A 20,635-nucleotide genomic window follows, 5' to 3' on the forward strand; every position below is an offset into this window, starting at 1 on the left:
TACTCTTTCCCCGCCTTTTTCAGTTGATTTTTCAACTCTTCCACATCCGGAGCAAATTCTGTGAGAGCAAGCGTTCCGCCTACAGGTATTGAAACCTTGCCGTTTGCCGGAATCTCCACCAATCTCTCCCCGGTTTCACCGGTACCGAATACATAAATCCAGTTTTGCCCGCCTGCCGGGTCTTTGACTTCAACATCAGCCCAAAAATCATAAGATCCCGGTGTAACCCGCAGCTTCCTACCGACAAGGGCTTCGTCATTAATCCCGATGGTTTCTTCCGTTCCTTCACTAAACATGTAAAGGATACCATTCACAATTTTATTCTCATCATTGCCTGGCGCTAAACCGACTTCACCTGCTTTTGATCCGTCGAATACGATGGTAGTTGCTTGTGAAATTTGTTTTGCCCGTTCATGTAAGAAGTACGTAGCCTCCGCTGCTTTATTGTAGGCAAACAAATTATATTTTCCCTTATTCATGAAAACCGTTGAAATAGCGGAATCTTCTTCATTTAGAGCCGTGGTCGTTCCAACGGTTATACCGTTATCGTCGATTAGGGTTGCAAAATACTTTGTATTTTCCAGCTTCTTTTGATTTTCGCCAAGCGTGTTAAGTGTAACCGGAACCGTTTCTTCTCCCCTGATCGTAAAGACTCCGGGGCCTTCGACTGTCTGATTATATAAAAATACCGTATTTCCTTGTGCTGCATCCGCATAATCAAAGCCGCCGTATACGACGATCGATACCGTCGTTAAATCCGTCACAATCGTTCCCGGCACTCGTACGACTCCCAAACTATCTGTGCTGCCAGACCATAATAACTTATACGTATAGGGAGCAGTGGCAGAAGAAGGTACCGGAGTTCCTTCCTGTGCAACAGGCACTTTTGTATAGATGCTTACTTTCGCTCCCGGAGCTCTGTTCCCCTCAGGGTCAAGCACATTCAGCATGAGACCGTTTGTCGGGCTGTTATTTACGATGACAGGCACGCTTGTACGTCCGATTTCCGTCTCTCCATTCGATGCAACCGCCCATACCGTGTGTGAACCGTCGGCAATTTTTTTCGTATCCCATGTCGTATTATAAAGCGTCTGTTCTCCCTGCTTATTAACAAGCGCAATTAATTTCTCTTCATTCACTTCGTCGAGGTAAAAACGTACCGTATTGATAGTTTCGCCGGAAACCCGTGCTTGAATGGATACCTCTCCCATAACATGACCATTTTTTGCCGGTTCGAGAATTTCAATAGCGGGCCGCTGCTCGGGATCTGTGAGCGGATCAAGTGTTTTCGCCGCATTCAGCTTACCGTACCCGTATGTGTTATCACGTCCGGCCGTACCTAAATCGGTAGCTGCCGCCGTCATTGCGTAAGCGATATCCGAAGCAGCCGCTCCCGGGTTCTGTAGCTTATATAGCGCCGCTACCGCTGCTGCATAAGGTGCGGCAAAAGATGTACCGCTTACTTTCGCATAGTATCCTTTGCTTTCATCACCCAGCGTCCCTTTTTCTTTTATCGTCGTAGTAATGATATCTACTCCCGGTGCTACGACATCAAGGGCGCTTCCCTGGTTGGAAAAATCGGCGATTTTATCTTTATCCTGTGTGATGGCGCCTACCGTTACCACATCGGGCAGCGCCGCCGGGTATACAGCATCTACATTGGTAGCCGAATTTCCTGCAGCGGCGACGACAAGTATTCCTTTGTTCTGGGCATACTTGACTGCCTGCTCAATCGCCTGGCTATATTTTCCACCCAAACTCAAATTGATGATATCAACACCCTGGTCGGCAGCATATTGAATTCCGTTGGCAATATCAAACGTGCTTCCGGCTCCTTTATCATGCATAACCTTAACAGGATATATCTTAACATCAGCCAATCCGGCAGCCCCTGCTATTCCTTTTTGATTGTTATAGAGAGCACTAATGATACCGGCTACCTGGGTACCGTGTCCATGATCATCCTTACTGTCGCGATTCTCCGGATATAACGTACCATCCGACTTTCTTTCAGCGAAGTTTTTCCCCTGCAATACACGGTCTTCTAGATCCGGATGGCTATCGTCTACGCCTGTGTCAATAACAGCAACCTTCACAGTGCCCGATAGCTCCTTCACTTTTTCCCAGGCTTCTTCTGCCTTTATGTTTTTCAGCGCCCACTGCTGATCGAAATACTCATCTGTAATTGCCTCCTGACCGGATATATCGGAAAACACCGTATATTCCTGGTTAGGCTCCGCATATTCAACAGCAGGATTTTGTTCCAGCTCCTCTATTACTTGCGCCATATCTTCCCCGGGTTGCAGGGTATATAGACTTATTCCGCTGTCTGATTGCTCTACTTCCTCTATTCCCATCACAGCAAGGGTAGACTTTGCCTGCTCCTCTTTTCCTTTTTTATATTTAACAATAATTTCACCTGGACTCTCTTTCTCTGAAGCGATTATTTCAGGATTAAGCTCCCCTGGTTCCATCGGATCTACGATAATACTATCAGCGGAAGTCGTTTCTTCTCCATCTGCAAGACGATTCTCTTCATCGGAAGCGGCTGTTGTCTCCAGGACACTCTCTGCCTCTAAGGCTTGCCCTGTTCCTAAGGGGAAAAGCATGGTAAAAACAAAGACAAAGCTCAACAGCGAGCCGACAAACCTGTGCCAGTTTTTCTTTTTTAACATATACACCTCTCCTCAAAAAGCGTAATTCTCTCTTTTTAAAACAAAAAACTCTTCTTAAAAAATAAGTTTTTAAGAAGAGTTCACCCACAGAACCGACCTTCAATTGTATTCACATCGTTGATACCGAAGCAGTGTCCACCACATAACGATACTGTTTGCCGCAATGAATAATAACCTCTTTTTGTCCCCTTTTTAAAATCTTCATTTCCACCCGTAATTCGCCGAATCCATCATGCTGAAAAAGGCTTTTATACAATTCTTCGATTTTTTTCAACACGATTTCATTCGTAACCTTCACTTTTTTCACCTCTGCTTTACTTTGTATGAACAAGATGAATATGATAATCAATATCAATAATGTATATTTTTCTTCTTTTTTTGTCAATATTTATTTAATTTTAATTCTTCACTTTCTGAAGAATCATGAACCCTCTTGAGAATCATCCGTTCTTTCGCTACTTCTTTGTTTAATTGCGTGGATAACAGAAAAGCCAGGAGCAGAAGCCCATCACAAAGCAGTAATGCCGAAGGAATTCCCCCAAAATGGTCGATCATCCAGCCGCCAAGCCCCGGTCCAAGCAGTTGTCCTACAGCAAAGTATACCGTTACATATCCTAAGGCAATGGGCGCATAAGATGGATGAATCTGCTCTGTCGAGCTAGCCTGAATGAGAGAAAGCATCCCTACAATCGTAATCCCCCAGAGGAACTGGCTGATCAAAAACCCGAAGCGTACGGGGAATATGATGGGAATCAGCATCGCAATCGCCCCTAAGAAAAGCGTGATAAGCAGGGACTTCTTTCGCCCAATCTTGTCTGAAATAGTTCCCCACAATGGCCCACTAAAAATGGACATAAAACCTCCCAAGGCCATTATTTGACCGGCTGAATACCGATCAATACGGGCTTCTAAAATAAAACTAAAAAGGAAGTTCTGTGGAATTAAATACGCAAAGCCAATGAATCCATAGATGATGGCTACCAACAATACTCCTTTATGTAAGTACACCCCGCGAAGAAGAGAATCATCTTTCTTCGCCGTTCGGCATAAAGGTATTGGCGGATCTCGAAGGATTATCTGGGCAACAAGGGCAGATAGCAAAGAAATCAGCCCGAATAAAAGCCAGAGGTATCGCCAGCCGCTGATAGAAAACCAAGTGGTAAACAGTGGTATGAGCGAGCTTGAGATCAGCGTCCCTATTCCTATTCCACTAGCGAGAAATCCTATCATCATCCCTCTTTGCTGCGGAAACCATCCAACGACAATATTAACCAACGGGGTATACGTAAGAGCCGTACCGATACCGATAAGCACCATACCTGCCAGACAGGTAAGATAACTTGTAATCCAGGACAAATACAGCAACCCGCAGGCCACAAGTAACGTCCCCAGAATTACCAGCCGCTTCGAGCCCCATTTCGTAGCGAAAATACCGACAAAGAACACCATCCCCAAATACCCGATCGAAGTTGATGTGCCCAACAACCCTGCCTGTTCGTAGGTAAGTGATAAACTCTCCTTTATAAAGGGCATTAGAATCCCATAAGACATCCTGCCAAAGCCGAGAGTACTAATCGTCACCATCGCACTCGCGAAGGCATACCTCCAAATTTGCTGCTCCTGACCCATCAATCCACCCTCTTAAATAAAATTTAGAATTATCTATAAATTAGAAGTGAAGTACGTGACCTTTAGAGAACGACGGTGTTGTAAGCTTACAAACGAGCGAATTTTATGACGATAACAAAACGTAAAGATGCTATCTGAGCATAAGAAAACCAGTTGTGTACGTCCAACTGGTTTTTCAGATATCGAAGATTTTTAGCTGTTATACGCTTAACCATTCAAAAGTATCTTCGTATTTGTGATATCCCTTGCATCCGGCATGGAACCGTATCCCTTTGTTTCCATTATCCTTGAAAATTCAAAAAAATCAATCTCTGTCTATGCCGTTTGCCCATATTTTCAAAAATAGGTTAAGGGATAATTTATATTGTTTTTAGCGCATCGGCAATGGGGGTTTCACCGGAAATAAGATCAAATCCGCGTTTAAATGTATGTTCCTCATTGAGTACGGCCACGATTGTAGCAGCTACATCTTCGCGTGGAATCTCTCCCCCGGCCAGTTCTTCTCCAACGGAAACTTTTCCTGTTCCGGGTTCATTTGTTTGGCCGAGTAAAACCCGGATTACGTTGGGTACCTCGAAATTTTTTGTTCCGGCTCCATATCCGATCTGTTCCACAGTAATGTTTTCAAGCGGTCCGAATCGCGTCACTAAAGCCTTAAGAATCCCCGCCCCTGTGGGAGTTGTCAGTTCACCATGCGAATGCGAAGGCGCTAAAGGGATTCCCTTAAGCAACTCCGCCGTAGCCGGTGCAGGAATAGGATAAAGTCCGTGAGCCATTTTCAATTTTCCGTATCCAGTGGGAACCGGCGACGCCTGTATTTTATCGACATCGAGATCCTCCAGGGCCAGACATATCCCGATGGTGTCGATGATTGAATCCATCGCACCGACTTCATGAAAATGCACTTCCATGGGGTCAATCCCATGAATCTTGCCCTCAGCTAAAGCAATGGCTTCAAAAATGCATAAACCGCGCGATTTTACCCGCTCTGGCAAATCGCTTTCCCGAATCATCTCCATAATTTCGGCTGCCTTGCGATGCTCATGTAAATGCTCATAGATGCCATCATGATGATGATCATGACTGTGTGCATGATCGTGAGCGTGGCTGTGTGAATGATCATGATCGTGACTGTGTGCATGATCGTGAGCGTGAGTATGGTGATGGGCAGCAGTTTGCGGCAGACGAATATGCAGCTTTTTTGCCGCAATTCCTCGCTTATCCACGGTTTCTACCCATAAATCAAACTCATCAACTGGTAGTTTCATCAATTCACGTTTTACATACTCCAGGTCGGCACCGAGGTCTACGAGCGCTGCCAGCAACATATCACCGCTAATACCGGAGACGCAATCCAAATATAGCGTCCTCATTTACTTTCCTCCTTCTAAAATCGCTTGTTGGATAATCGAAGCGGAAACCCCTGCTCCAAAACCGTTATCGATATTCACCACCATCACACCTGATGCACAGGATGTGAGCATGGAAAGCAGCGGTGTCAATCCTGAGAAATGTGCACCGTATCCAACACTGGTCGGAACAGCAATTACCGGACGGCGAACCAAACCGCCAACAACGCTTGCCAATGCACCTTCCATACCGGCAACGACAATGACTACACTAGCTTTTCGAATCCGCTCCCGTTGTGCGAGCAATCGATCAATGCCCGCCACGCCCACATCGTAGATCCGATCAACAACATTTCCCATCCACTCAGCCGTTTTAGCTGCCTCCTCTGCTACAGGTAGATCAGCCGTTCCTGCAGAAAGTACCGCTACTGTTCCCGGAAACCGCTGTTCTCCTCCTCCGACGGTTAACATACGTGATATCGGGTCATAAACAGCATCCGGAGCAATCTGTCGCACCAGCTCATACATTTCCTCATTTGCTCTGGTGACCATACTCTTTCCATGTTTTGCGTAGAGCCTGGAAAAAATCAGTTGTACCTGCTCGGCTGTCTTTCCCATTCCGAAAATGACTTCCGGATACCCCGTTCGTGCTTCCCGCGCATAGTCAACTTTGCTGAATCCCAAATCCTCGAACCCACAGATCTCCGCTTCCGCGTCCTCAACCGATAGCTCACCGTTTCGTACACGACGTAATATATCCTTTAGACTCATATCTGCATCCTCACTTTTCCGGATTAGGTATGTGTTTATTTCCCGAACCCTTCATTAATTTCATTGCAATAATAATGATTGAAAGAAAAATAAAATTTGCTAATTTTTCTCAATCCCGTACTTTTTCATTTTTTTTATAATAGCTGTGTGGGAAACTCCAAGAGCTTGTGCAACTTTCCTTATAGATCCAAAGCGGGAAAGAGACTGGATGATTATGTCCCGTTCCATCTCATTAAACGCATTTAAGCTCTTGTTGGGCACTTTCGTCTTTATTGAGATATGTCTATTTCCTGTTTTTTTCAAAACATCTAGGGATGAATCCTCAGATGAGTTTTCCAAGTTAAAAAAGTCTTCGGGTAAATGGTGCTCACAAATAACGGTTTCAGGAATGGTTACAACCATACGTTCGATCAGATTTGATAATTGCCTTACATTGCCTGGCCAAGAATAATGTTGCAGAAGTTGAATTACAACAGGATGAATGGTCTTTTGTGTACCGTATTTTTGGTTATATTTATTTAAAAAATACTGTAACATGGCAGGAATATCTTCCTTCCTTTCACGTAAGGGAGGAATGTGGAGTGGAACCACATACAATCGGTAATACAAATCTTCACGAAAAAGACCTTTTCGAATCTGCTCCTTTAGATTCCGGTGTGTAGCTGCAATTATACGGCAATTGACCTGAATCGGTTCAACACCGCCAACACGGGTAAACTCTTGTTCCTGGAGAACGCGAAGCACTTTAACTTGAAGCGCAGGAGACATTTCACCAATCTCATCAAGAAAGATACAGCCCCCTTCTGCTGCTTCAAACAGTCCGATCTTACCAGCCTTTCTCGCCCCAGTGAACGCACCCGATTCATATCCAAATAATTCAGACTCAAGCAATTCCTCCGAGAGGGCCCCACAATTAATTTTTACAAAAGGGCCTTGTGAACGGGCACTGGCCTTATGAATCAAAGACGCAATCACTTCTTTCCCAACACCTGATTCTCCCAATACGAGAACGGTAGAATCAAAATTCGCAACACGTTCAGCCAATTCCCTCACATTTCTCATCTGTGGAGAAACGGCCACAATTTCGTCAAAAAACACCCGCTTACGAAGGTTTGATAACTCGGTTTTATAAAGCTGGCTTTGATCTTGAACTTCTGCCAATTCTTCCCGTAAACGCGATAGCTCCGACATGTCCCGGACATTAGCTACCACACCCTGTATTTTTCCAGCTTGGTCAAAAATCGGAACAGAGGTTACCAGATGTTCCTGCCCGGTGGGATACCTTTGAAGGCCAGACACCTCTCTACGCTCCTGTAACGATTGCCAGGTGACCGATGGCTCCTTAAAAATTCCTTGTTTCACTAACTCTGTCAAGTGTACACCGACAAAGGATTGTTCGTTGACACCGGTCAACCGGCAAAATGATGGATTTACCCGTGTCACATATCCAAGAGCATCAGCAATCAAAATGCCATCATAGGCATTATCAATAATCGCATCCATTTCTCTATTGCGTTCTGAAGCTTTCTTGTACATGCTATGAATCTCCCGTTGCAAATCAGCAACATAGATAACTCCTAGAAACTCTTCTTCTTTATTAACCACACCGATAATATTGTGATCCGTTAAAAACTGCCATTCTTTGATTTCTGTGTCCGCGTAAAGGTATGGAGCGTCATCCATCCAGACGCCAAATTCCGTAAATTGTACCGTCGATCCAGAAGGAAAAACCTGAACAGACGGGAAAACTCGAAAGATACCTGCCCATCTCCCTTCATTTGAAACAGGAGCTTCCAACAAAGATAAGGCTTTCATTTCCGAGATCACTCGCTGTGAATCGCTCTGTAACAGGTTGAGATCGACAGTATATTTCGGACTTCGTACAAATTCTGACAGGAGCATTACGATTCCTCCTTTACTCCAAAGACCCTTACACCTACTTATTAATTCTAAAACTGCTTATGTAGTTTTAGTTTAAAAATTAAGAAACATATCATTACATCCTGCCTTTTAGTCGGGTAATAAGTAAGCGTTGCCATAAGCTCGAAAAAGCCCCGTTCGTACATAACAATCTAACATATGGATACATTTCCTTCAATGAAAAAATATTTACTCTTAACATAGTTTTTCGAATGTTTAAATTACCTTGAAGGATAATCTAACCGTTTTTTAACAAACACCCGGGCATTATTGTTATACAGCGATTTGCTCCTCGTCTTCCCTATCTGATCTATTCTTAATCAAAGTGTAATCATCACGGTCTAGCAAAAGCGTGACAATAAATCCCACAATCAAAGCCCAGAACGGAGCTCCAACCTTTAACACAGTTACATTAGCGGCCGAAATAAGAAATGAGACCATGGCTCCTGATCTAAATTTTCCTGAAAATGCTTGTGAAAAAGTTGTAAGGAACACCCCAAACATGGCCAGTCCACCTAGCACTGCGAGTAACTGTTTGGGTACAATGGTTGCCGCTACAATAGCCATCCCCGCCATGAGTCCAAAGGAAATCCACAATAGTCCATCCACAACGGAAGCTATATACCTCAAATCTTTGTTTTCACCAGCAGAATCACTGGAACAGATCGCTGTACTAGGGCCAGCAATAACACAGGGATGTCCTCCAAACAGGGAATTCAATAATGTGCCAATTCCCGGCACGGTAAATATCGCATTAACGGGAGGCTTATAACCTACAGCATAAAGAACCCCGATCGCTTGAATATTCTGAACACCAATCACTAAAACGATCAATGGAAGGGTAAGTTCGAAAAACGCCTGAAAACTGAACTCCGGCTTTACCATAATGGGAGTGGCAAGAGAAAACCCAAGGGCACTCCAGTTTGTTTTGCCCATCCATGTAGCAACGAAACCTCCCACCAGCATGGCCCCAAGAATAGGAGGAATCCACTTGGAAATTTTTTTCATGGCCATGAAGAGAAAAAACACGGCAAAAGCGCTACCGCCAACAGCCGGCTCTTCCACTACGGATTTAATGACGTTAAGACCAAAAGAAAGAATAACTCCGGCAATCATTCCCAACATAACCGGAAGGGGCAAAAACTCGACGGCCTTTTTAATTAAACCTGATACCCCAAGAATGGTTACAACGGCGCCAGTAATCATAAATGCCCCTATCGCCTCATTAAAGGGGATATGTTTTAGAGCACTTCCTATCAGAACTGCACCCGGAATGGTGTAAGCGGTTACAATCGGCAGACGATACCGCAGGGATAGAATAATCGTAAATACCCCGCCTGTAACATAGATAATGAAAAGCCATGAAATCGCCTGCTCTAAGGGAACATTTCCTTCCTTAGCCGCGTTCATTACGATTAAGGCCGGACCCATAATGCTGAACATAGCCGCAACAAATCCGGTTCCAGCCCTCGCAGGAGATAAATGAAGAAAAAAATCCCGCATATTTTTTCTAACATTAGTTCCCGGTTCAATCGGCATAATAATAGCTCCTCCAATTCGCTTCATAAGATTTATCCTTATAACAGGTCCGGGGAATAAGAGACTCTTTAATCCCCCGGAATTCCCCCTTCATTTTATACTTGAACCGCCTGTAACGTTTCATTCAAACTTCCGGAGCGATAGCCCTGTAGATCCACGCAGACATACGTATATCCGATATCTTTCAGCTTCTCTACAACCATATCGGAGAAACGGACCAACTTTTCTATTTCATGTGGAGAAACTTCGATGCGGGCCATTTTGTCATGCTGACGTACCCGTACCTGACGAAAGCCGATGTCCATTAAGAATGATTCTGCTCGGTCTACCATAGTTAACTTTTCCTGTGTGATCATCTCACCATAAGGTATGCGTGAGGAAAGGCATGCAAACGATGGTTTTTCCCATGTTCTTAGACCCAATTCCCGAGATAAATCACGAATTTCCATCTTCGTCAATCCCACTTCTTGGAGCGGTGCCCGAACTCCATTCTCTATGGCCGCCTGTAGTCCGGGGCGATGTTCTCCAAGATCATCTGCAATCGCACCAAACACCACGTGATCATACCCTTGTTCCTGGGCGATCGGGATCAAGTGACTGAAAAGCTCCTGTTTGCAATAATAGCACCGGTTAATAGGGTTTTCAGCGTATCCGGGTATGTTCAGTTCACTGGTCTCAATCACCAAATGCGGACTGCCGATCTCACGTGCAAGTGCGATGGCTTCTTTGCGTTCCCGCTCCGGATAAGTCTCCGAATCAGCCGTAATTGCTAACACCTGTTCACTTCCCAGGGCTTCAACTGCTGCTTTAAGCAAAAAGGTACTGTCCACACCACCTGAAAACGCAACAACGACACGACGAAACCCACGAAGTTTTTCAAGCAGCTGTTCATACTTTAGTCGTGCTGTTTCCATAGTTTATAACCTCCGTTTGACTTAAGCTTTTTGCGATAACCAGGCTGTCTGTATATTAAAAGTTAGTCAGATGGTGTTAGCGTACCAAAGCCTGTTTTTGGCTTAATTCATAGGCGACATCGATAATCTGATCTTCTTGTCCCCCAACGATCCGTCTTTTGCCCAGTTCTTCAAGTATGGTAAGGGCATCCACGCCGAAGCGTTCCGCAGCACGTTTAGCATGTAAAAAGAAGCTGCTGTACACACCGGCATAGCCGAGAATCAACGCCACGCTGTCGATAATCTGCGGACGGGACATCTTCGGTGCTACGATATCCTCAGCCGCACGAATCAGCTTCGATAAGTCACAATTGGTTAGGTAGCCCTGCTTGTTAAGGGCTGCTACCATGACCTCGGTTTGGGCATTCCCTGCACCAGCACCCATTCCGCGTAAACTTCCATCAACAAAGGTAGCTCCTTCGGCAAGTGCAGCTAATGTATTTCCAACGGCTACACCCAGGTTGTTGTGTGCATGGAATCCGATGGGAATATTCACGGCATTACGCAGGGCAGAAACACGTGCCCGAACACCATCCGGCAATAAAGCACCAGCAGAATCCGTTACATAAACCACGTCTGCCCCGTAGCTTTCCATTTTCCTGGCTTGCTCAACAATTTTTTCCGGTTCTTCCATATGAGCCATCATCAAGAACCCGACTGTAAACAATCCTAATTCTTTCGCTATTTTAATGTGCTGTTCAGAAATGTCCGCCTCTGTCACATGGGTAGCCACACGAACGGCTTTCGCCCCGATTTCAGCAGCTGCCTGCAAGTCCTTTTTCGTACCGATTCCCGGCAACAGAAGGACAGTCACCTTTGCCTGCTTCACCACATCACAAACTGCTTTTAAATAATCTGTATCCGAAGCGCTGCTGAAGCCATATTGATAGGAGGAACCAGCTAAACCATCTCCATGGCCGATTTCAATCAGATCCATCCCGGCCTGATCCAGTGCACGCGCAATTTCAGCCATATCGGCAGGCGAAAACTGGTGGCTTACCGTATGCATTCCATCCCGAAGCGTTGAATCTGTAATGGTTATTTTCTGAGTCATACTTCAGAGACCTCCTTATGCGACTTATGTACTGCAATTCTTTGAGCCACTCCAACGGCGGCAGCTGTGATGATATCCAGGTTTCCGGAATACTTAGGAAGATACGCTCCTGCTCCTTCCACTTCGATCATGGTTGTTACCTTATCTCCATCTACAATGGGCGGAACCTTCAAGCGGTAACCAGGAACGTACGTCTGCACTTCTTTAACGATGGCCTCTACTGCTTGTTCAATCGCCTTTTGATCCGGATTTTTTACCCTGGTATAAATCGTATTACGCATCATAATCGGTGGTTCGGCAGGATTAAGCACGATCAATGCTTTCGCACGATCTGCTCCTCCAACCTGAGCAATGGCCCGTGCGGTTGTTTGGGTAAATTCATCAATGTTTTGGCGGGTTCCAGGTCCTGCTGATTTACTTGAAATCGTAGCCACAATTTCTGCGTACTCCACGTCAGCCACTTCATTGATTTTTGCTACAATCGGAATCGTCGCCTGTCCGCCACAGGTAACGAGGTTAATATTCGGGCTATCCAGGTTCACATTGATATTGACAGATGGAACCACATAAGGCCCAACAGCTGCTGGCGTCAAATCGATCGCTTGAATCCCCGCTTCACGAAGCAGCGGGGCATGTTCTAGATGGTATTTTGCCCCTGTACAGTCAAAGACAAGTTCAATTTCCGGATTATCTAGAATAGCTTGGATTCCATCAGCGGAAGTTTCAATCCCACGCTCTTTGGCCCTTTTTAATCCGTCGGATTCCGGAATGACTCCGACCATCATGCACAGTTCCAATTCCTTACTTTCCAGGACTTTCATCATGAGGTCCGTTCCAATGTTACCGGGCCCAAGGATAGCTGTCTTTAATCGTTTCATGTTCGTTTCCCTCCCTAAACATATCCTCTTATTTCGATTCAAAACCTATTTGAACGGTTCCGATTTGGTCAAAATGGGCACTAAATACACTTCCCGGCTTAACTTCATATGCCTTAGTGAAGGAACCAGAAAGAACAATATCCCCTGCCTGAAGCCCCTCTCCAAATTCAGCCAGCTTGTTGCATAACCAGGCTACCGCCGCAGCCGGATGACCCAGTACAGCAGCTCCTGCCGCCGTATCCACTACTTGACCGTTACTTTCCAATACAAGACCAACTAACCGCAAATTCAACTCATCAACAAAAACGCCCCGGCTCCCCAGAACGAGGGCTCCACTCGAAGCATTATCGGCAATCGTATCCTGAATCTTAATCTTCCAATCACGGACACGGCTATCGATGATTTCAAAAGCCGGTACAATAAAAGAAGTGGCTCGAATCACATCCTGAAAATGGACACCCGGTCCCTGTAAATCTTCTTTCATAATAAAAGCCAATTCTGCTTCGACCTTAGGTTGAAGGAACTGCTCAAACGGGATCGTGGTTCCTTCCGGTAGAAGCATATTGTCATACAGCGAACCAAAATCGGGTTCGGGGACTCCCAGCGCATTTTGCATCGCTTTCGAGGTGAGGCCAATCTTACGACCGATCAACCGGGCACCCGCTTCCACCTTCCATGCCTTGACCTGTTGCTGAACGGCATAAGCATCTTCTACCGTGAAGCCAGAATAGGTTTCCGTAAGAGGACTGATCGGCTGATTGTTTCTTTCCGCCTCCCATAATTCTTTTGCCGCTAGTTCAATAAATGGCTTCATAAGAACTCTCCCTTTTCTCTCATAAACGAATACTAAAGCGATTTTTTCCCATGCCCACCATGATGATGGGCTCCATGATGGTGATGATGTGCGTGACGATGACTTCCTACCGTCTGCAGCCAACGGTTTCTGAGGCATTCCGCAATCTGTTCCGCAAGCTCCTCTGCTTCCGGTTCCAAATCCATATTCGCCATCAGAATATCTGCACAAAGCCGGACTTCATCATTCGGCCCTGGAAGCGTGATAAGATAGCTCAATCCTTCCTTGGCCACACCAATACGAATTCCTTCCTTTACATGCCTGCCATGACCGGCAGTAAATTTCACAATATAAGGGGTTGCTGCATCCGGACAGACCTTCAATAAGGCTTCTACGGTACAGTCCTTATCTTCCGCCCCGACACCACCTGTCGTCAGAATCCATCCGAATCCGGAATCAATCGCCTGACGCAAAGCACCCGCTATTTCATCCACGTCATCTGCCAACGGACGATGAGTCTGCACCTTAAACCCTGCCCCGGTGAAACGCTCCGTAAGAAAAGGAGTATTCGTATCCTCAATCATCCCCTGCGCTACTTCAAAACCTGTCGGAAATACCTTTACGCGCCGGCGAATCCGTTTCTGCATCTCATCGCTCATCTGGATGGTTTTCTCAACGACTTGTTTTCCTTTCAAAGGGCTTAAGGCAATCATCCCAAGAACACCTTCAGAATGTATATCAACATCCGGCCCAAGCTGAACGCCAGGAAGGGTCCCTACCGCCTGAAGCAGTTTTTCTTTTTTTCCGACAAACTGATCCGCTGACATCGATTGAACAAGAAGGTCCAAAGCGATATGATCATCACGGACATCGATTACAAAAACTTTTTCCCTCGGGAGCTGCAAAACGTTGGCTACCGTGTCCGCGATAAGCGACAGGTCACAGTCATTCAAATAGATATCTGTTAAGCGAAGTTCCGTTTTATTCAAAAGACTGTATTCCATCATCCACCTCCCTCCTGGCTCATTTGGCTGTCGATAACGTCGACCCGCATATCAAGCAGAGGGGCATTCAAAATAGCTGCTCCGACACACCCTATATCCACCTGTCGCTCACGAAGCAAAAGGATAGTCTCTTCTTTAACTCCGCCGGCAAAGGCAACCTTCGTCCGCTGCCGTGCCCCCAAGTCGTTCAACGTCTGCAAAACAATGTCGAGGTCTTTCAAATTCCCCGTATCAACCATGACGACGTTTGCTCTACCGGAAACAGCTTCCTTTGTTTCCTGGGCAATGGGCTGCAATTCACCGCGAAGTTGAATCACCGTTTTATGGTCAGGGAATTGTTTAGCTGCTTCAAGTGCTTTTCTTACACCCCCAAACATACGGACATAATTTTTATCGATATAAACGAAAGGACCTTCTACCATCCTCATTCCGACTCCCGCAGCCTTCAGTGCCGCTCGAAGGCCGGGCTTATTGGCCTGTGGGAGCTTTTTCCATCCCCCGCAAACCACCTTTAATTCTGTCCCTGCTAACAATTGGATCTGATGGGCACGTGTCGCATAGCCAGATGGGGCCATCATAGCTCCCAGGACCAGATCTTCGGCGATCGCTACGTTCTTCGCTCTTCCCCGGAATGATATGACAACATCACCTGGTTGTACCAATGTCCCGTCTTCGACGATATGCAATAGTTCGCAATCAATCTCTTCCAGTAAAGTAGCTGCATGCTGGACACAGGCCAGCATACCGCAGCCTGTCGCAATCACCTGAGCGGTAAACAGCCGGTTTTCCATCGAAGAAAATAACGTGTCGCGAATATCTAAGACGAAACGTTCCTGCTGGCGATTCTCCGGTTTTAGAGTCATCATGACTATCCTCTCCTCTTATGCACTCACCAGTATCCCGCGTTGTTTCAACCACTTAGGCATTAACATCTGATCTACTTCTGCACTAACTTCAGGAGCGACTTTCAACAAGTACTCCGCCAGGGATTCGCTCACATTTATTCCGCCTACAGCACCGTCAAACACAATCACCTTATCCGTGCCGGTTGTCCGATACGCAAACTTCATCGCGTCCTCCAGGTTCTCGCCGATCATCGCGTACTTCATGTACTCCAGATTTTGCGGATCATGTTCAAATAGGTCTGCCTGTTCTTTTCCTATAACAATCGTAGGTAGTTGCTGGGAGAAGAACGCACTCGGGTAACCGATCCAGGCGTAATTATGCACCACCATCTTAATCGCCGGATTCACCGGTTTTATGTCCGGAATCAGCGGTTTTCCATCTTTTCCGTACAGAGCTTCCGTATACCAGGTATAAGGTGCCAGCTTGACGTCTAAGTCAAACAGATCCACATTGGCACCTACAAAGTTACAGTAAATGACCCCGGCGGAAAATACATAGGGAACCGGACACGGAAAATCCAATCCGACAATGCAATCTTCAATTTTACCCAGCAACTGGAACATATTCCCGTAATATCGCAGTCCATCCAGGGTAATGGTATCGTTAATACGATACAAATCGTTGTCCGCTTCCACGCTGAGAACACCACTAGGGGACATGTTTAAAAAGACAGCACCGACAAATTTACTCTGTACAAATGGGGATTCAAAAATCGCCCGGGCTGTAAAATTCGCCCCCCGCGGACCGAGATTCTGGTGGTACGTCGACCGGGTCTCTATCCGCGCATAAGACATCCCAAATGGCTTCACAGCACGGTCGACCTGACGATGAAAGTGAACCTCCCGGACATCGCTGTTATGCACATGAATAATCCAGTCTGCATCATACGTTCGCTTCAGACCGTAAAGTGTTCCGATCTCGGTTTCGATCGGAATTCCTTCGTCGATCGGGGCCATTCCTCTCGCAGAGTCAAAATGTTTTTTCAAATTAAAACGTACGATGTACTCCTCCGTCTCACGGAAACGAAGTCCCACCCCTGCACGCAAACGCACTTCTTTCGCGCCGGTGCGCTGCTTGACTACGTCATAGACCGTGCGCAGCAATTCGGCATAAGGCTCTCCGCCAAGCAATGTAAACCCATGATGGGAGGCCAGCACATTCACTGTGTGATGCGGCTCAATCATCGAAAGATCCACGTTCTCCAGCGCCGCTTCCGCCGCTTGCCGAACCGCTTGGATCCCTTCCGGTCCAGGATAAATGACCTCCGGCGTGTCAGGAAACAGTTCCTTGATCGACAGAGATGTCATACCCGGCAAATCAGCAAAACGCTTTTTTACAAGACTTGGATCAATCCCGTACCGTGAAGGACGGGGAGCAAGGGGTTGAATCGGTGGGTGATGCATTATTCTTCCTCCCTTTCGGTATAATTCTGTTCGCTCGACAACGGAGCTTTGCGAATCTTCTCAAAAAATTCAATATCCGCGTCAAAGTAAAAACCACGTTGTGCATATTTCTCCTTGACATGGTCTGGAATATCCCAAATGGTCGGGGTTGGACCATACCACTGATACCGCCCTTTCGGCGACTCCAGCTCCACACCCGCTGTCTTTAGCAATCGCATGGCCGGTTGAAGGCATTCTACCGTACAGCCGGTCCGCAATCCGGTGGCCATGGAGATCTTGTCCGGCGTATCCGCTCCCTGTAGGATCGCGGCCGCCACTTCTTCCGCGCGGGTACCTGTGCAATAGCAAACGACTTGCTCCGGATGCAAATGGGAATCATAACATAGTTGATGGACCTGCTCGGTATCCGATTGCTGGATATCCACACCGATAAAACGGGGTTCCGTTAACTTCTCCATTTGAATGGCATCAAAAGGACAACGCTGTTCACAGGCCGTACAACCCGTACACGATTCCTCCTCAACCACCGCCAGCTTTCTGTTTTTCGTACCTGGAACAGGCTCCATTGTGATGGCTAATGTCGGACAGACAAAGGAACAAATCCTACACCCGGTACACTTATCGTTAATAATGATTGCAGTCGTATTAATTAAACGCAATCGCTTTCACTCCCTTCTCTACATTTTCCTATCAAGCAAATGTAGCAAATTATATCTACATCATTATTCTTCTCTATGCAAAAAACGCGCCAAATGGTAGATTGCAGAAAAATCAAACACAATGGAAACATATGATTTCCATAAAGCAGCAAATGGTTTCCGTTTAGATAGAAACATTATGGTTCCAAGCTGTTCTTAATTTAAATATCATTCGTATTGAAATCTATTAGAACCATGAAGTTTCCAATTAACCGAAAACTTTATGCTGTCTTCAGAAACACGTTGTTTCCAATTATCCCGATTTTTTTATACTATACGGTTTGGCATCGTATTTGCTTGCGTATGTTAGCTGTATGTTGAGGAACAAAATAATAATGAGGAGCGCATGATGAAACAAATTTAATTTAGGGGTGTGTAATCATGGAAATCAGTTTGTTATCAACTCTAGCATTTGGATTTATTCTCGGAATTAAACATGCGATTGAGCCCGATCATGTAATTGCTGTGTCAACTATTGCCAGTGGGAGTAAAAAATTATGGCGCTCATCTCTTGCGGGAGTATTTTGGGGAATTGGTCATACTGCAACATTGTTTATTGTTGGTCTTGTTCTTATTCTGATGAATGGTGAAATACCAGAGAAATGGTCCATGTCTTTAGAATTTTTGGTTGGAATTATGCTGGTTTATCTCGGGATCACCAGTATACTTTCTTTTAAAAATATCCATACTCATGAACATGAGCATGATGGAGAATTACATAATCATTTCCATTCTCACAAATATGATAGCGAACATGAGCATAAACACCAGCATAAAGATGTTTTTTATATGAAATCAATGCTAGTTGGTTTAGTACATGGACTAGCAGGAAGTGCAGCAATGACTCTGTTAACAATGTCAACGGTTAAGAGTGTTTGGGAAGGTGCTGTTTATATTCTTGTATTTGGCGTTGGAACTGTTGTCGGTATGCTTCTATTTACTACAGTGATCGGGATTCCGTTTGTAATTAGTGCCAAAAAAATAAAGATTAACAAAGCCCTTACACAAATTACCGGTGTAATCAGTACAGCATTTGGATTCTATTACATGTATAACTTAGGGATTACAGAGGAGCTATTCAAACTTTGGATACAATAGTGTGGATTGGCTCTTTATTGTATCTATTTTTGCTTCATTTATGACGTTCTGTACTATTGCATTAAATCCATTTAATTCAGGGTTTAACACTTTTTGTTATTTTATTTTTGGTTACGTTTGTCACTAAATTATCCCAAATACCGTCCCCATATAATGGGGATGACATTTGGGATTTAGCTCGGCAGATGTACGATCCTCCTTAAAAAATCTACTTTATGTTCAGTACTTCTGTTTTATCGAAAAAAACACTCAATCCTTCCTTTATTCTGTTATTGTATTAATACAGAAAAACGAAATGCCATTATAATTATATAACAGAATGAGGTGAATAAAATGCTATCAAACCGTTTACGACATAAAGCGCTATTCAATAAAATTGTTACCAGTAAAGAGGCTGCCAGCTGGATTCAAAACGGCATGACGATCGGATTCAGTGGATTTACTTCTTCAGGAGATCCTAAACGACTCCCTATTGCGATCGCCGAACGTGCGCATAAAGAAGGAAAGCCGTTCAAAATTAACGTATATACAGGCGCTTCCGTTTCTCCTCATATCGATTCTGTACTGGCCGAATACATGAACCTTCGCCTTCCATTTCAGTCTAACGATACTCTTCGCAAGGAAATCAATCAAGGACACATACGTTATATCGACCAGCATCTGTCAGAAACAGGTGATGCACTAAACACACATGCTATTCCGCAGGTGGACATTGCAGTGGTAGAAGCGCTTGCCATTACGGAGGACGGAAACATCATTCCTACTACGTCCTGCGGAAACACCCATAATTATATTAAAAATGCAAAAGAAGTTATCGTGGAATTAAACCTCGCTCAGCCGCTTTCTCTAGAAGGCGTACATGACATTTACGACATTCCTGCTTTTGGTAGGCGTCAGGCAATTCCTCTTACATCTGTCGATCAACGCATCGGATGTACCGGTATCCCTGTTGAATTCGACCGTATCAAGGGCATTGTCGTGACAAACGTGCCCGATACACCCAAAAAACTTATAGAGCCTGACAAAGAAACAATTATCATTGCCGATCATCTATTGAACTTTTTACAAGAAGAAGTCAAAGCGGGCCGCCTGTCTAAGAAACTCCCCCCGCTTCAGTCCGGGGTCGGCTCTGTCGCCAATGCAGTCTTCTACGGCTTCTTACGTTCTGAATTTAGTGATTTGCAGTTATATTCCGAAGTACTCCAGGATTCCGTATTTGATTTAATTGATGAAGGTAAGGTTCGTTTCGCTTCCGGAGGCGCGCTGACTTTATCGGAAGCAAAAATGAATAGAGTCCTGCAGAATTTCGAGAAATACCGTGAAAAAATCGTTTTGCGACCCCAAGATATGTCCAACAATCCGGAAATCATTCGCCGTCTTGGATTAATTACAATAAATACCGCGCTTGAAGTCGATATTTACGGCAACGTCAATTCTACACATGTAATGGGCAGCAAGATGATGAACGGCATTGGTGGATCCGGAGATTTCACGCGCAATGCGCGCATTAGCATTTTTGTTACAAAATCCACCGCAAAAAACGGCTGTATTTCAAGCATCGTGCCGTTTGCCTCGCATATCGACCATACCGCACACGATACTATGGTTATTATTACAGAGCAAGGCGTTGCTGACCTCAGGGGACTCAGCCCAAGAGAACGTGCGGAAGAAATCATGAAAAACTGTGCCCATCCTTCTTATCGGAACCAATTGTATGATTACTTTCATGAAGCGCTACAGCGCGGCGGCTATACACCGCATGTCATAGAAAAAGCATTTTCCTGGCATACCCGCTTTTTAGAGAGCGGAACTATGCTTGAGCCTATGATTAAAGCCGAGAAACCGAAAGCCAAAATGTCGGTACATTGACATTCAAACAAACGAACCCTTTTTTTCTGTGAAGAGCGTGAAGAAAGAAGGAGAGGGAAAGAGGAAAGGAGATCCGGGGAAGAAAAAGGCGTTCGC

The 20,635-nt window shown here is 45.2% G+C and carries 16 protein-coding genes and 2 pseudogenes; 2 read left to right on the forward strand and 16 right to left on the reverse strand.

The window, feature by feature from the left end; all coding sequences use genetic code 11:
• The 16 genes and pseudogenes from B2899_RS11890 to B2899_RS11960 form a co-directional block, all read right to left on the reverse strand.
• Positions 1–2,675, reverse strand: a 2,675-nt coding sequence (locus B2899_RS11890) for a S8 family serine peptidase (protein ID WP_286886034.1), incomplete at its 3' end; no start/stop codon positions are given.
• Between the two features lie 109 nt (positions 2,676–2,784).
• Positions 2,785–2,973: a hypothetical protein gene (locus B2899_RS11895; protein ID WP_146808540.1), complete on the reverse strand. Its 189-nt coding sequence runs from the start codon at positions 2,971–2,973 to the stop codon at positions 2,785–2,787.
• A gap of 83 nt (positions 2,974–3,056) precedes the next feature.
• Complete coding sequence (locus B2899_RS11900; RefSeq protein ID WP_286886038.1) at positions 3,057–4,304, reverse strand: YbfB/YjiJ family MFS transporter; 1,248 nt, start codon at positions 4,302–4,304, stop codon at positions 3,057–3,059.
• 359 nt (positions 4,305–4,663) lie between these two features.
• Positions 4,664–4,849: pseudogene (locus tag B2899_RS18475) on the reverse strand (SDR family NAD(P)-dependent oxidoreductase); the annotation flags it as partial.
• A 24-nt stretch (positions 4,850–4,873) separates the two neighbouring features.
• A pseudogene (locus tag B2899_RS11905) lies at positions 4,874–5,677 on the reverse strand (LarC family nickel insertion protein); the annotation flags it as partial.
• The gene (gene larB, locus B2899_RS11910) at positions 5,678–6,424 is read right to left on the reverse strand and encodes a nickel pincer cofactor biosynthesis protein LarB (protein WP_146808543.1); all 747 of its coding nucleotides are present in this window, start codon (positions 6,422–6,424) and stop codon (positions 5,678–5,680) included.
• 99 nt (positions 6,425–6,523) lie between these two features.
• Positions 6,524–8,326, reverse strand: a complete 1,803-nt coding sequence (locus B2899_RS11915; RefSeq protein WP_286886043.1) for a sigma-54 interaction domain-containing protein — start codon at positions 8,324–8,326, stop codon at positions 6,524–6,526.
• Positions 8,327–8,617: 291 nt separating this feature from the next.
• Positions 8,618–9,883: a benzoate/H(+) symporter BenE family transporter gene (locus tag B2899_RS11920; protein WP_286886045.1), complete on the reverse strand. Its 1,266-nt coding sequence runs from the start codon at positions 9,881–9,883 to the stop codon at positions 8,618–8,620.
• Positions 9,884–9,978: 95 nt separating this feature from the next.
• Positions 9,979–10,797: an ATP-dependent sacrificial sulfur transferase LarE gene (larE, locus tag B2899_RS11925; protein ID WP_146808547.1), complete on the reverse strand. Its 819-nt coding sequence runs from the start codon at positions 10,795–10,797 to the stop codon at positions 9,979–9,981.
• 76 nt (positions 10,798–10,873) lie between these two features.
• Positions 10,874–11,890 carry a 4-hydroxy-2-oxovalerate aldolase gene (gene dmpG, locus B2899_RS11930; protein WP_146808548.1) on the reverse strand — a complete coding sequence of 339 codons (1,017 nt, stop codon included), beginning with the start codon at positions 11,888–11,890 and terminating at the stop codon, positions 10,874–10,876.
• A complete protein-coding gene (locus B2899_RS11935; protein ID WP_146808549.1) occupies positions 11,887–12,768 on the reverse strand; it encodes an acetaldehyde dehydrogenase (acetylating) in 882 nt (293 codons plus the stop codon). The genes dmpG and B2899_RS11935 overlap by 4 nt, the downstream gene beginning before the upstream one ends.
• Before the next feature lie 28 nt (positions 12,769–12,796).
• Complete coding sequence (locus B2899_RS11940) at positions 12,797–13,582, reverse strand: 2-keto-4-pentenoate hydratase (RefSeq protein WP_146808550.1); 786 nt, start codon at positions 13,580–13,582, stop codon at positions 12,797–12,799.
• A 32-nt stretch (positions 13,583–13,614) separates the two neighbouring features.
• Positions 13,615–14,568 (reverse strand): molybdopterin-binding protein, encoded by a 954-nt coding sequence (locus B2899_RS11945; RefSeq protein WP_286886051.1) that lies wholly within the window; start codon positions 14,566–14,568, stop codon positions 13,615–13,617.
• Positions 14,565–15,431 (reverse strand): hypothetical protein, encoded by an 867-nt coding sequence (locus tag B2899_RS11950; RefSeq protein ID WP_286886053.1) that lies wholly within the window; start codon positions 15,429–15,431, stop codon positions 14,565–14,567. The genes B2899_RS11945 and B2899_RS11950 overlap by 4 nt, the downstream gene beginning before the upstream one ends.
• 15 nt (positions 15,432–15,446) lie before the next feature.
• The gene (locus B2899_RS11955) at positions 15,447–16,874 is read right to left on the reverse strand and encodes a hypothetical protein (protein ID WP_286886055.1); all 1,428 of its coding nucleotides are present in this window, start codon (positions 16,872–16,874) and stop codon (positions 15,447–15,449) included.
• Positions 16,874–17,533, reverse strand: a complete 660-nt coding sequence (locus tag B2899_RS11960; RefSeq protein WP_286886057.1) for a 4Fe-4S binding protein — start codon at positions 17,531–17,533, stop codon at positions 16,874–16,876. The genes B2899_RS11955 and B2899_RS11960 overlap by 1 nt, the downstream gene beginning before the upstream one ends.
• A 420-nt stretch (positions 17,534–17,953) precedes the next feature.
• On the opposite strand from B2899_RS11960, the gene B2899_RS11965 reads away from it, so the two are divergent.
• Together B2899_RS11965 and B2899_RS11970 are read left to right on the forward strand one after the other, a co-directional pair.
• Positions 17,954–18,670 carry a sulfite exporter TauE/SafE family protein gene (locus B2899_RS11965; RefSeq protein ID WP_286886060.1) on the forward strand — a complete coding sequence of 239 codons (717 nt, stop codon included), beginning with the start codon at positions 17,954–17,956 and terminating at the stop codon, positions 18,668–18,670.
• Positions 18,671–19,003: 333 nt separating this feature from the next.
• Positions 19,004–20,539 carry a succinate CoA transferase gene (locus tag B2899_RS11970; protein ID WP_286886061.1) on the forward strand — a complete coding sequence of 512 codons (1,536 nt, stop codon included), beginning with the start codon at positions 19,004–19,006 and terminating at the stop codon, positions 20,537–20,539.
• Positions 20,540–20,635 lie beyond the last annotated feature (96 nt).

This window comes from Aneurinibacillus sp. UBA3580, assembly GCF_002375825.1.
Lineage (GTDB): Bacteria > Bacillota > Bacilli > Aneurinibacillales > Aneurinibacillaceae > Aneurinibacillus > Aneurinibacillus danicus.